Here is a 12,187-nt window from a genome sequence, read left to right on the forward strand (position 1 = left end):
AGCGCTGCGCAAATGGGAAGTGAGTCGCCAGCACGCTAAGCTGCTGCCTCATTTTCTTATCAGGACATCCCCTTGAACGATATTGTGATTATCGCCCTGGCCGGTTTTACCACCGGCATTACTACCGTGCTGTTTGGCTTTGGCGGCGGCTTTGTGGTGGTACCGTTTGTTTACCAGTTATTGCTGCGGCAGCCTGATGTTGCAGGCAATGCGTTGCATATCGCCGTGGCCACCTCGACGGCGGTGATGATTTTTAACGCAGGCTGGGTCAGCTATCGCAACTGGCGCGCGGGTCTGCTTGCTGTGCAAAACCTGTTTCCGCTGGTAGGGTTTATCGCCATTGGGGCGGTAGCCGGTTCATGGCTGGCAGGAACGATCGGCGAGGCGCTGATTCGTGCGCTGTTTATTGCCTATATGGTGGTGGCGATTGCTGATTGCCTGCTGCGCAAAGGATTCATCAGCGGTAGCGCCCCCCGACGTTTAGCGCCTGCAACCGTGACGGGCGGCGGTGTGCTGATTGGGATGATTGCCGCATTACTGGGCCTGGGCGGCAGCGTGATGACGGTGCCGTTGTTGCGCCGTCACGGCCACACCATGCGCGATTGCATCAGTGCCGCTAACCCGCTTTCACTGCCGGTGGCTCTGTGCGGTGCAACGACCTACGCGATAAGCGGCTGGCATCACATACCGGCAAGCGGATATCTTGGCTATATCAGCCTGAAGATTTTAGCTGTGCTGGTTTTGACCGGCTGGGCGGGTATTGTGTTTAGCCGCCGCACAATCCCCGCCGTACCGGATATCTGGCATGCGCGTGTTTATGTGCTGCTACTGTGCGTCGTCCTGCTGGCGATGCTGATCTAAAGTACGCCTGATTCAACATTCAGATCATCGTCAGCAAACTTAAAACAGAAGGGCATTACTGATGAATGTCACCATCGAGGATATTACCCCGGACTACAGCGGTTTCCTGGCGTTGAAAGCGGAAAGTATCGCCGCTGGATTTAACATGCTGCGCAGGCTGGAAGATAACTGGCTTAACGGGCAAAACCGCTTCGATAAACCCGGTGAAAAACTATCAGGCTTTTATGCAGACGGATTACTGGTTGGCGTATGTGGATTAAACCAGGCATGTGTTTAACCATGCCTGCTTTTGCTAAAAGTGCCGTTCAACGATTCAATCAGGCCAAGGGGATATCTTCAATTCGGGTATAAATTGCCAGCCCATGTTTCCTTGCAATTTCGATATCCATATCGGCGCCTTTTGAAGCGCCTGCAATACGGTACAGGGCATCACACCTGGTGATAAGCCGGTGCGCGACCGGATAGATCATCGCCTCACCTATTTCATCGTCGATAGATTTTGAACCTGCGGCTTTCGCCAACGGTAACGCCAGCCATTCGCCGATGACCGGAATGTGTCCTCGCTGATAAACCTCCAGCGCGGCCTCTTCCAGACGTGCAAGATTAGCGTCAATCAGCGCTTGTTTTCCTTCGGTTCCGCTACGGTAGGGACCCGCGATAATAATCAGCTGCTTATTCATCGGAACCTCGTAAAAAGACTTTTAACGCTACGTGATATAGCAACATGATGGTTTTACCATCAACGATAAGGCCATTTTCGACTGCGGCAAGCGCGTTTTTCAGCGGCATTTCCAGCACTTCAATGTCTTCCCCTTCAGCCTCTATTCCACCGCCCGCGCTGGTCTTGTCGCCTGCGTCGTATTCAGCAATGTAGAAGTAGAGTTTTTCGGTAACCGAACCCGGACTCATATAGGCCTCGAACACCTTCTGCACCGTAGAAATTTTAAAGCCGGTTTCTTCTTCGGCTTCCGCTTTTATGCGTCTTTCAGGGTCCATGTTATCCAGCAGACCGGCCGCTGCTTCAATCAGATAACCCTCGTGACCATTCATAAACACTGGAAAACGAAACTGACGAGTCAGGATGACCGTTTTCCGCTCACGGTTATAGAGCAGTATGGTGGCGCCATTGCCCCGATCGTAGACCTCACGCGTTTGTTGCTGCCAGTCACCACTTCGCCGTTGAATATCAAAGGTGTATTTCTTTAAAGAATACCAATCATCGGAAAGAATTTTTTCGTCGACGATCCGTACTTCTGCACGTTTTGGTTGCATACTCACTCCTCCATACGTAGGATTATCATCATAAGCAGCACTTTCGTGCAAATTCAAGAATTATCGTGCAAACCAGGAATAATGACATGCTCACCAGCCAACGAAAACAACGCATCCTTGAACAGCTTCTGAAGGAAGGACAGGTGCTCTCGAAGGATCTGAGTGTCCGCTTTGATGTCTCAGAAGACACCGTTCGTCGTGATTTACGCGAGCTTGCCGCGGAAGGCCGTTTGCAGCGTGTGCACGGAGGTGCGCTGCCTTCCTCTTCAGCCACCGCCACGTTTTCCGAGCGTAAGTCATTAAAAACAGAGGCCAAAAGGAAGGTTGCGCAAAAAGGGGCAGAACTGATTTCTTCAGGTCAGGTGGTGATTATTGATGGCGGCACTACCACCTCAGAACTGATTGCCTGTCTCCCTGATGACCTGCGCATCACCGTGGTCACGCACAGTCCCAGTATTGCCCTGGGACTCATTGAGCACCCTTCAATTGAGGTGATTTTGATTGGCGGACGGCTGTTCAAACACTCAGTTGTGACCGTTGGTGCGGCAACGATTGAAGGCATTAGTCAGATTCAGGCCGATATTTTCTTTATGGGTGTCACCGGCATCCATACCGAGGCGGGATTAACCACCGGTGATTACGAAGAAGCGTGCATCAAACGTGCATTTTCCGGCAGAGCGGCAGAAACGGTCGTGCTGGTCTCTCCTGAAAAGATCAACGCCGCGTCACCCTTTGTGATTGGTGACCTCGGGTTGATCGACACGATCGTAGTTGATAGCGCAGCCGATAAGAATTGGGTTCGCAGCATTGAAGAAAAAGGCGTCACGGTGATGAAAGCGTAATTTCAACGACTCGGCAGGCTGGTCCGGCAATGAACGGCCCGGATTAGTTTTAGCGCAGAAAAATTCGCGCTAACTAACGCCATCACTCCCCACCAGCCTGGTTGTATGGCGATCGTCATTGCTCTTCAGACAGCATCCGCCCCTGACTGAAACTCCACTCCTCGGCGCTGTTAAACTGAATCATTACCATCACATCATCCGGCTGAATATTCAGGTCACCCTGCAGTCTGTCGCACAATACGCGGCTCAGGTTTTGCTTTTGTGCAAATGAACGCGGCCTGCCAGCAAGGATATGGAACTGAATAAAATTATCGCTACGTCCGCCACTTTTATAATGGCGGTCAAACACGCGGAGTCTGGCAGGCAATTCTTCGAAAACCTGAAAGCGATCGCTCGGCGGCACGGCAAACTCCTGCTCAAGACTCTGTTGCAGGATGTCGGAGATCTGCATTATCTGCGCGTGGCTGTATCCCTGGCGCAATATGATTCGCGTAAAAGGCATCCCTGTTACTCCTCTTCCAGACAGGTCAGGGCAGAAACGGCGGCTGGCCAGCCAGCGTAAAACGCCAGGTGCGTGAAGGCTTCGACGATCTGTTCGCGCGTCAGGCCATTTTGTTGCGCGAAGTCGATATGCCAGGGTAACTGTTGCACGCGGCCCAGCGCGGTCAGCGCACCCAGTGTAAGCAGGCTGCGTTCGCGCGGCGTAAGCGCTTCACGTTTCCAGATATCATTGAAAAGGATCTCCTGACTCAGTTCGGCCAGCTTCGGTGCCAGCTTTGCCAGGGTTTCCCGATTGAGGGATTTCGCCATCATCTTTCTCCTTATTGACAGTGAAGCGAGTCTGACGAAATACTTTCATCCTGAAAATCAAATTAAACGCGATCATGAGTCCCGTTTATCAGGATGATTATGGAAAAGTTAAGTCTGACCCTGGATCTCGATGCCTTGCGCAGTTTTGTGGCCGGCATTGAGTGCGGCAATTTTGCGCTGGCGGCCACCCGGCTTTGTCGTTCCACCTCCGCGGTAAGCGCGCAGCTTAAGAAACTGGAACATCAATGCGGTGCCGGGCTGGTGGTTAAGAACGGACGCCATCTGATGTTGACCCCTAACGGAGAGATCTTAATGGGTTATGCCCGTCGTCTGCTGGCGCTGAATGATGAGGCGCAGCGTGCAGTGAAAGGCGAGCTGTTACAGGGGGAAATCCGCATTGGGTTGCAGGAAGACTTTGGCGAGTCGCTGATGCCCGGCATCCTCGGCGAGTTTACACGCCACCATCCGGGAATGCGGATTATTGCCCGCGTTGACCGCAACCAGGCGCTGCTTAATGCGCTTGATGACAACGCTTTGGATATGGCGCTGTTATGGCAGCCGGAGAACGCACAGCGTGAGGGCAAACTGATTAGCCACTTCCCGCTTGAGTGGATACAGCATGCAGAATTTGACGTCAGCACGCTGTTGGAGCAAGGCGAACCCTTGCCGCTGGTGATGTTTGATAGCCCGTGCCTGATGCGCTCACCTGCCCTCGCCTGTCTGGACCGGGCTGGCATTCCCTGGTGGGTGGTATTTGTCAGCCACAGCCTGAGCGGTATCTGGGCGGCGGTTCAGGCAGGACTGGGGATTACCGTCCGAACGCGCGTGGGGATGCCGGGTAATCTGCGGGTGACGGGAAGCATTTTGCCTTCGCCGGGGAACCTGGGGATTACGCTACAACTGGGAAGACGGAATGAAGCGAATGCTGATGCACGGACGGTGCTGGGGCACCTGATGGAGCAGGCTCTGCTCAGCGTGAAGTCGTGATTACTTTCATCCCTGACCTTCATCACGGCGGATTGTTTGCCATAATTCCATGCGGCTCAGACTTACAGACCGCCATGCCCGAGCTAAACTCGCTTGGTATCAGCCCGATGATGGATTAACGAAACAAGGAATCCGGCACGATGACGGTAAAAACAATTCTGCTTACAGGTGCCAGCGGCCGCATTGGGCGCACCTGGTTTAATAAGATGCGCGAGACTTATGAATTTATCCTGACTGATTTGAACCTCCCGGACTATGAGATCGAATCGCCTCACCGGTTTATCGCCGCAGACCTGTCGAAACCAGGAGCGGCCGCAAAACTGCTGTCTGCAGCGCCACCTGACGCGATCGTGCACCTTGCAGGGATCCCAGACGCCGATGCGGAATTCGAACAGCTCTTGCCGGCCAACATCCTCTCCATCACCTGGCTGCTGGAAGCGGCTGCAGCCACCACATGTCGTCGCTTTGTGTTTGCCAGCAGTGCCCAGACCATTGAAGGATATCCGGTTGACGTGCAAATCTCTCCGGGTATGGCCGTCGCACCAGCCAATCTGTATGGCGTCACCAAATGCTACGGCGAGGCGCTCTGTTCTTTTTATGCCACTCAACATGGGCTGTCATCTGTCGCACTCAGGATCGGCGCCTTTGAAACCCGACATGCGGATGCGCTGAATAATGCCCGCGATTACAGCGCCTGGCTCAGCCCGGAAGATGCCGTGAAGCTCATCACCTGCGCGATAGAAGCCAGAGATATAACCTTCTTTATCGGCTACGGCATTTCAGATAACCGCTTTAAGCGATTCGATTTGTCAGAGACCCGCAAGGTGCTGGGTTACCAGCCGGTCGATGATGCCTTCCGTGAGTTTTATCCCGGTCCGGAGCTTTTCCGCTAACCGGATCACGCCCGTGACCTGAAGAAGGTTTCATTAAAGGTTGTGGGCTGAATGGCCGATATACGCAGTCATAACCTTCTTTACCTGAACGCGTCATAGATAATTCCCGCTCAATTCTGCAGGCAAAATGGCATCGTAGAAAACGCTGTCAGACAGGCTAGAGCGTCAGCAATCACTGGATCCAACCATCATGAACACTGTGATCAAACCTACCCTCTCCGCCGTTTGGTCCATGGACGCCCAAGGCTTATGCATCGCCAGTCAGGAAACCCCCGCAGGCCTGATGCCTGCGCTGAAAGGCGTCACGCTCTGTGCCTGGCTAAGGCTGGCACAGGCGGATGATGATGCGAAGATCGCGCTGCAACTGGCTGCGGCATTGGAATGTGTGACGCCTTTTAGTCTCGAAGTGCCTATCCAATGCCTGGACGGAACGACGCGGCGGGTGATTGTCTCCGGCCTGCCGGATCGCCAACCCGGTGTGCCTCGCCTGCGTTACAGCGGCTTTATTCTTGATATCACCGCACAGCGTAAAGCGCTGGAAGACGCGCTGCGCACCGCAGCGGAATATCGTCTGCTGATTGAAAACAGTACGGATTTGATCGCCCACTGCGACGCCGACGGCAGGTACGTTTCGATTTCGCCCTCTTACAGCAAAATGATCGGCTGGTCAGCCGATGAGATGACCGGCCAGCGGGTGGTGGATTTCCTGCATCCCGACGACCGCGCATCTGCCACGGAGGTGCTGGAACACCTCTTCAACGGCGGCGAATTGCCGGACGTGGTTGAGGTGCGCAAGCTACACCGCGACGGCCATTACATGACGCTGGGCACCAAGGCCTGTAGCGTCAGCGATCCTTCCTCAGGCAAGAACATCGGCGCCGTGCTGATTTCGCGCGACATTACGCGTGATAAGGAAAGGATGCGGAAACTCGAAAAGCTGGCGACTCACGATACGTTGACCGGATTGCCCAATCGGGCCTGGATCAACGAACAGGTTAGCTGCATGCTCTCGCAGGGCGAAGATCGGGCCTGGACAACGGTGCTGTTTATCGATTTGAATGGGTTCAAGGCGGTCAATGACTCAATGGGGCACGCGACGGGAGATGTCCTGCTGCAGCGGGTCAGCGAACGGCTACAACACTGTATGCGACCGGGCGACTCGGTGGCACGCATGGGGGGAGACGAATTTGTGGTGGCCGCCAAGTGCAGCAATCGCGAGGTGGCGTCGACCATTGCCCAACGCCTGATCGACAGTTTGATAGAGCCTTTTTCTATTAATGGCATCAAGGTACAGGTCGGGGCGGCAATAGGCATCAGCCTCGCACAGTTTGGCACCGCATCGGCCAGGGTGTTATTTGATAATGCCGATAAAGCCATGTACCAGGCGAAAGCCCGGGGTGACGGGTCATATCAGTTTTTCGAGCCCGCAACGTCAGCCCCATAAAAAGCCGCCTTCGTGGCGGCTACGATGGCGAAGAACTGCTGGACGCAATGCTGGCAGATCCCGTTCTGATCGATCGCCCGGTGGTCTTGACGCCGCTCAGCACCAAACTCTGTCGTCCATCAGAAGATGGTTCTGGACATTTTGCCAAACCCGCAGCAGGATGCATTTAACTAAGAGGACGGTGAAGTGGTCATTGATCGGCACGGTAATGGTGTCATCCACCGTTCATGACCATCTGAAAGGAAACGCAACATGGTGAGATCTGAAAGTGCGCTGTTAGTGATTGATATGCAGCATGGCCTTTTTTATGGACAACCCGCCCCACAGGCAGCGGGATCCGTTTTGGCTAATATTTGCCAGCTCATTGAAAAAGCGAAACAGGCTGGCGCACCGGTCTTTTATGCCCGTCATATTGGACCGGATAATTCGCCTTTTTGTGAACAGGGCCCGTTAACCCAATTGATCCCTGAGTTGGAAGTGGATGCGGATAAAGATGTGATCTTCACAAAACGTTTTCCCAGCTGTTTCAGGGACACTGAACTGCAGCAACAGCTCAAACAGAAAGGGATCAAGCGGTTAATTATTGCCGGAATGAAAACGGAATTTTGCGTCGACACCACCTGTCGCGCGGCAGCTGAACAGGGGTTTGCCGCGGTGCTGATCTCAGATGCGCACACCACGGTGGACAATGGTTACTTATCTCCGCAGCAGATTATCGACCATCACAATAAAACGCTGTCGGGTCCGTTTGTTACCCTTGCCACCACCACTGACGTGCAATTTTCCGCTGACAAATAATCGCATATTGATGACAGCTCTGGCTTGCTGCCCCGCCGCCGCAACCTGCGGCCCATAAAAAGCCGCCTTCGTGAACTGGACCCCGTTTAATAGTGAGATCCACGTCAGGAAGGCGGCAGATTTAACTGAAACAGCAACGATCAGTGCGGGCGTCGGTCGGGTTTGTTAACACTCTGCTGGACATACAAGGTGCCATCGCTGTGCAAGGTGCCGATACGGCCCGCCTCCAACAGCATTGCTTCTAACACCTCTTCCAGTGCATCTGTACCATGACGCGTCCGCAACAGAACAATTTGCTGACATATGGTTTCTTTACACGTGCCTCCGCGCAAGGCGGATGTGAGCATCAGTGAGGCCCACCTTTTGACTTCCGGGTCTGTGAGCATAAGACCTCCTTCACCCATTATTCGGTAGCTAAAGTATAGCTCAGCTGGGCCTTAAGGATGGACGACGAACAGGGATTTACAGTGCGGACAAAGGAGCGTTTGTTCACGGTTCACTTTGGCGAATGACTGTTGTGATGATTTACCGCAAACCGGGCATTTTGTTTGAGAGGTTCCTTTGGTCATTCTGCCCATAAGCTGATTTAAGAAGGACATTATCGTCGACCTTTTTGGTGAATGGGCCTAATCATACCACTGCTGATTATTTTTTATTCTGTTCGTTCTCGCATTCTGCATGAAAGCCAAAACGAGAAAAGGCCGCCGAATGGCGACCTCTTTAAATACTGCTCCCCATCCGGCGCTTATCTCCGGCACTCGCATTGGCTTAGCTCTTGAAGGGGGCGAGAGAGATTATCCCGCAATCCTTAAGATGATTCTTAGCACTTCTTGCTATAGTTATTATTAGCCTGCTTACTAATTAATTATTGCCCTGCCCGGCCTAAAGCTGACTAAACTTTGATCAAGGCTGTCTATCTGATGAGATCACTGTATGGTAGTCACCTCATCGCCCTATTCATGAACATGCTGGGTACTCCTACTATCCGGCAAGTGAGAAGAAGCCCACCTTCGAGTGGGCTTTTTTTCGTCCTGATAACGGGTAGAACGGCGCAGATAATCACCCCCGCTCGGGGCAATTATCGCCTTAGTGGTGCAGCATTTCGTCAACCACCTGCTCGTCCGTCATCTGGAACGGATAGTAGGTCGGCCAGCTGTCCATTTCGGCCAACAGCGCCTGTTGGGAGGTATTGCCAGTGAAGATATGGAAGTGGGACGACTTACGCGGACCGATAATATGGTCGCTGAACTGCACGAATTTCGGGGCTTTGCTGCTGGCATCAGAGCAGGTGAACAGATAGCGGACGCCCTTCTTACCAGAGACATAGTTCAGGATTTTGTAGCCCGCATAGTCATACTTACAGCTACTGACCTGCTCGCCCACGTGGAACTCCATGGTGCCATTCTCGATGCCGATGCTCTCAATGTTGGTGGCATAGCCTTTGCGGTAATAGGTTTTAATATCCTCGAAGGTTTTACTCTTATCCTTTTCCGCTTTTTTCCTGAATACCGGATCCAGTTCGCCTTTCAATAGCAGCGGATAAACGGATTGCCAGACGCCATCCCAATCTTCCAGCTTGCGGTCCTTGACGTTTTTGTCGTCAAACACCCCGTCAGCCGCCTTCTGCTCGACCTCCGATAACGGCGCACCGTGCGAATGATGACCATGCGACAGCGCCTGTCCGCTGACCAGAAGAGTACTCAGAGCTAACGCAAATTTTCCAAAGTGACCAGCCAAAATTGAATCCTCGAAAAGTAACAGAGGAATAAATGTTATGATATAACATATCAAAACTCAACAAGATGTGTTGAAAACGCCTCTGGCGGTGTGAAGCGGGGTTAATACAGCTGAATTCAGGACGAAAAAAAACCGCGCTGATGGCGTGGCCCCCGAAATCGGGTATGGCGCACGCCATTCTGGCGGTTTGTCAGAGAATTCAGATGTCTTCTCGTGGATCTACAGGCTCATCATCATCTTCAACGGGATTTTCTACATCGTCCGTGCCTAATGGTAATCCGGCTTCATCTTCATCTTCCTCCTCAGGGAACTCTGCATCATCTGGGAGTGGTTCAAGGTCATCGGGACGTTCAGACATATTCACCTCCGTTACCCCATATGGGTGTGTTAACTATAGGAGGTGCTTTTACGCAATAGGTGCCTGACATCACACATCAGGACAAAAGAAAAAATAAGCTGCAGGCCGGTGACGTTGGCCCATCACGGCCCCGTTTGAAGCGGCGTCAGGTGACCCTACTTCGGCTGGGGCAAGATCCCCAGTGAATCACCGCCCGCTGCGGCCAGCGCCTCCTGATCGAGTTCGGCATCAGCCTGTTCGATAAGACGCGTCACTTCCAGCAGGTTACGGAATTCGTTCAGCAAAATATCCGCATCGGATCTCAGCACATCATCTTGCGAATCAAGTACCGAATTGATGGCTTTGTTCACGCTCTCGACCATTCGGGTCATGCCGCCGTTTTTACCCACCGTCAGCGTCAATGCCCCGATCAGTAAGGACTGCGCTTCCACCTGTGCGGTTAACTGCTTGGATTCCGCATCCATTTTTGAAATTTTAGCGAGCATACTAAAGATGACGTTTTTCATTGAAGGTCCCCCCCTGGAAACGAAGGATATCTTACCGCTGTAGAAACTTTACTCAAGATGGGGGAGAAGATTTAATACCGCGAATAAAGCAAACAGCGGGTGAGCGCCCGCTTCAATCGATAACAGGTGCGGTATTGTGAGTCGGTTAGCGACGCAACAGCGCATGGCGGAATGACAAAATATGCACTTCGGCGGCCTCGGCGGCGGCCTGCCCGTCCCGTGCGGCCAGCGCGCTGATAATCGCCCGATGTTCCTCAATCACTTCCTGCATATGCCCCTCTTTCGACAGCGAGCTGGCCCAGAAGCGCTGCGATTGCCCATGCAGCACGCTAAGAATATCCATCAACATCTTATTGCCGGAAATTCTGGCCAACAGCTGGTGAAACTGGTTATCCAGCAGCATCATCTCGTCTCGATCGCGGCGTTCGCTGGCCGCTTCAATCTGCTGATTGATGGCGTCGAGTTCCGACAGCTCCTGAGCAGAAATACGCGAACTGGCCAGCCGCATACACAGCATTTCATTGGCCAGTCGGACGTCAATCAACTCTAACGCGTCATCCACCGACAGCGGTGACACCATCACCCCTTTGCGCGGAATGATCTGTAGCAATCCTTCGTTGGCTAAACGGTGGATGGCCTGATTCACCGGCGTCCTGCCCATCTCCAGGTCGCTCATCACCTGCGCGGTATTCAGATATTCCCCTGGCTTGTAGCTCAGGGTGACCAATGCCTGCCTGAATCGGCTATACGCCTGCTCGTTTAACGATAGTCCTGACTGTTCGCTCACCGGTCGTTCCTCCGTTTCTGTGACATCAGTCTTGATATCCAGCGCGTGCTGAGAAGATTTTTAGACATTCTACACAAAACATGGCACGGAAATCGCTTATTTGATAAATGAAGTTATAGTGAAATTTCACTGTGTTTTCTTTCAGATCAGACAAAGAGGCTTTTCCCGATGCAACTGACCTTCACACTTGAACCCTCTCAAGATATTGATAGTAATACAAAAATAGCCAATGAAAGCCTGAGCGTCGACATCAACATGTTGGTGATTGCCGGATGGGCAGGACGCGATCCTGACGCCATCTCGCACCATATTAGTGAACTTGAAGCGCTTGGCGTGCCCCGTCCGAGTGCAGTTCCCCTCTTCTATCGTGTTGCCGCTAACCAGCTGACGCAAAGTCATTCGGTCGAAGTGATTGGCACCGCCAGCTCTGGCGAAGCGGAAGTGTTTATCTTCTCCCATCAGGGCGAAGTCTTTGTCTCGCTGGCCTCCGATCACACCGATCGTGAACTGGAATCGCACAGCGTCGCGCTCTCCAAACAACTGTGCGTGAAGCCTGTCGCCACGCAGGCCTGGAGAATGATGGAGGTTGCCGGGCACTGGGACCAGCTGATACTGCGCGCATGGATAAAAGAAGACGGCGAATTTCGTCTGTATCAGGAAGGCACGCTCGCCAGCCTGCGCAAACCTGATGACCTGCTAAGCCGCTATCTGCCAGATGGTGAGGTGCCGGCAGAAGGATTGGGCATGACCTGCGGCACCGTCGCGGCAATAGGTGGCATTCGTCCTGCAACAGAGTTCCGTATGGAGCTGGTTGATGAGCAGTTGGGCCGCCGCATTTGCCACGACTATCACAGCCTTGAATTACCGGTTATCGCCTGAGCCTGAACCCGAT

General features: G+C 53.1%; 16 protein-coding genes and 2 pseudogenes. 9 read left to right on the forward strand and 9 right to left on the reverse strand.

The genetic code is table 11. From position 1 onward, the window contains the following. Nucleotides 1–72: 72 nt before the first annotated feature. Both AC1UKS_RS16095 and AC1UKS_RS16100 read left to right on the forward strand, forming a co-directional pair. Nucleotides 73–861: a sulfite exporter TauE/SafE family protein gene (locus AC1UKS_RS16095; RefSeq protein WP_482434500.1), complete on the forward strand. Its 789-nt coding sequence runs from the start codon at nucleotides 73–75 to the stop codon at nucleotides 859–861. 61 nt (nucleotides 862–922) lie between these two features. Further along, nucleotides 923–1,126, forward strand: a pseudogene (locus tag AC1UKS_RS16100) (GNAT family N-acetyltransferase); the annotation flags it as partial. A gap of 52 nt (nucleotides 1,127–1,178) precedes the next feature. Here the strand turns inward: AC1UKS_RS16100 and AC1UKS_RS16105 are convergent. Together AC1UKS_RS16105 and AC1UKS_RS16110 are read right to left on the reverse strand one after the other, a co-directional pair. After that, nucleotides 1,179–1,541 carry an NUDIX hydrolase gene (locus AC1UKS_RS16105; RefSeq protein ID WP_482434502.1) on the reverse strand — a complete coding sequence of 121 codons (363 nt, stop codon included), beginning with the start codon at nucleotides 1,539–1,541 and terminating at the stop codon, nucleotides 1,179–1,181. Continuing rightward, complete coding sequence (locus AC1UKS_RS16110) at nucleotides 1,534–2,133, reverse strand: GDP-mannose pyrophosphatase (RefSeq protein WP_482434504.1); 600 nt, start codon at nucleotides 2,131–2,133, stop codon at nucleotides 1,534–1,536. Before AC1UKS_RS16110 ends, AC1UKS_RS16105 begins: the two co-directional genes overlap by 8 nt. A gap of 86 nt (nucleotides 2,134–2,219) precedes the next feature. On the opposite strand from AC1UKS_RS16110, the gene AC1UKS_RS16115 reads away from it, so the two are divergent. Then, nucleotides 2,220–2,975, forward strand: coding sequence for a DeoR/GlpR family DNA-binding transcription regulator (locus AC1UKS_RS16115; RefSeq protein WP_482434506.1), 756 nt, complete (start codon nucleotides 2,220–2,222; stop codon nucleotides 2,973–2,975). 115 nt (nucleotides 2,976–3,090) lie between these two features. Here AC1UKS_RS16115 and AC1UKS_RS16120 read toward each other — a convergent pair whose 3' ends face one another. Then, a complete protein-coding gene (locus AC1UKS_RS16120; RefSeq protein WP_482434508.1) occupies nucleotides 3,091–3,477 on the reverse strand; it encodes a tautomerase family protein in 387 nt (128 codons plus the stop codon). 5 nt (nucleotides 3,478–3,482) lie between these two features. Next, nucleotides 3,483–3,785: a carboxymuconolactone decarboxylase family protein gene (locus AC1UKS_RS16125; RefSeq protein ID WP_041691938.1), complete on the reverse strand. Its 303-nt coding sequence runs from the start codon at nucleotides 3,783–3,785 to the stop codon at nucleotides 3,483–3,485. Nucleotides 3,786–3,872: 87 nt separating this feature from the next. Between AC1UKS_RS16125 and AC1UKS_RS16130 the strand changes: the two genes are divergently transcribed. The 5 genes and pseudogenes from AC1UKS_RS16130 to AC1UKS_RS16150 all read left to right on the forward strand — a co-directional run bounded on the left by AC1UKS_RS16130 (nucleotide 3,873) and on the right by AC1UKS_RS16150 (nucleotide 7,907). Next, the gene (locus AC1UKS_RS16130) at nucleotides 3,873–4,772 is read left to right on the forward strand and encodes a LysR substrate-binding domain-containing protein (RefSeq protein ID WP_482437015.1); all 900 of its coding nucleotides are present in this window, start codon (nucleotides 3,873–3,875) and stop codon (nucleotides 4,770–4,772) included. Between the two features lie 140 nt (nucleotides 4,773–4,912). Then, nucleotides 4,913–5,665, forward strand: coding sequence for an NAD-dependent epimerase/dehydratase family protein (locus AC1UKS_RS16135; protein WP_482434510.1), 753 nt, complete (start codon nucleotides 4,913–4,915; stop codon nucleotides 5,663–5,665). A 190-nt stretch (nucleotides 5,666–5,855) separates the two neighbouring features. Continuing rightward, the gene (locus tag AC1UKS_RS16140; protein ID WP_482434512.1) at nucleotides 5,856–7,109 is read left to right on the forward strand and encodes a diguanylate cyclase domain-containing protein; all 1,254 of its coding nucleotides are present in this window, start codon (nucleotides 5,856–5,858) and stop codon (nucleotides 7,107–7,109) included. A gap of 20 nt (nucleotides 7,110–7,129) precedes the next feature. Beyond that, nucleotides 7,130–7,283 (forward strand): annotated as a pseudogene (locus AC1UKS_RS16145) (ArsC/Spx/MgsR family protein); the annotation flags it as partial. A gap of 78 nt (nucleotides 7,284–7,361) precedes the next feature. Further along, nucleotides 7,362–7,907 carry a cysteine hydrolase family protein gene (locus AC1UKS_RS16150; RefSeq protein ID WP_482434514.1) on the forward strand — a complete coding sequence of 182 codons (546 nt, stop codon included), beginning with the start codon at nucleotides 7,362–7,364 and terminating at the stop codon, nucleotides 7,905–7,907. Between the two features lie 437 nt (nucleotides 7,908–8,344). On the opposite strand, the gene AC1UKS_RS16155 is transcribed toward AC1UKS_RS16150, so the two are convergent. From AC1UKS_RS16155 to AC1UKS_RS16175, 5 genes are all read right to left on the reverse strand, one after another. Next, a complete protein-coding gene (locus AC1UKS_RS16155) occupies nucleotides 8,345–8,506 on the reverse strand; it encodes a YnfU family zinc-binding protein (protein WP_225309779.1) in 162 nt (53 codons plus the stop codon). A gap of 487 nt (nucleotides 8,507–8,993) precedes the next feature. Next, nucleotides 8,994–9,644: a metal-binding protein ZinT gene (gene zinT, locus AC1UKS_RS16160; protein ID WP_482434516.1), complete on the reverse strand. Its 651-nt coding sequence runs from the start codon at nucleotides 9,642–9,644 to the stop codon at nucleotides 8,994–8,996. 199 nt (nucleotides 9,645–9,843) lie between these two features. Next, the gene (locus AC1UKS_RS16165; protein ID WP_167738374.1) at nucleotides 9,844–10,002 is read right to left on the reverse strand and encodes a hypothetical protein; all 159 of its coding nucleotides are present in this window, start codon (nucleotides 10,000–10,002) and stop codon (nucleotides 9,844–9,846) included. Nucleotides 10,003–10,157: 155 nt separating this feature from the next. After that, complete coding sequence (iraP, locus tag AC1UKS_RS16170; protein WP_265909981.1) at nucleotides 10,158–10,508, reverse strand: anti-adapter protein IraP; 351 nt, start codon at nucleotides 10,506–10,508, stop codon at nucleotides 10,158–10,160. Between the two features lie 145 nt (nucleotides 10,509–10,653). Continuing rightward, nucleotides 10,654–11,331: a GntR family transcriptional regulator gene (locus tag AC1UKS_RS16175; RefSeq protein ID WP_482437016.1), complete on the reverse strand. Its 678-nt coding sequence runs from the start codon at nucleotides 11,329–11,331 to the stop codon at nucleotides 10,654–10,656. A 132-nt stretch (nucleotides 11,332–11,463) separates the two neighbouring features. Here AC1UKS_RS16175 and AC1UKS_RS16180 point away from each other — a divergent pair, with 132 nt between their 5' ends. After that, entirely contained in the window at nucleotides 11,464–12,174 is a 711-nt protein-coding gene (locus AC1UKS_RS16180) for a DUF2848 domain-containing protein (RefSeq protein ID WP_482434517.1), read from the forward strand. The last annotated feature ends 13 nt before the right edge of the window (nucleotides 12,175–12,187 follow it).

It is taken from the genome of Erwinia sp. AK-PDG3-5 (genome assembly GCF_056821705.1).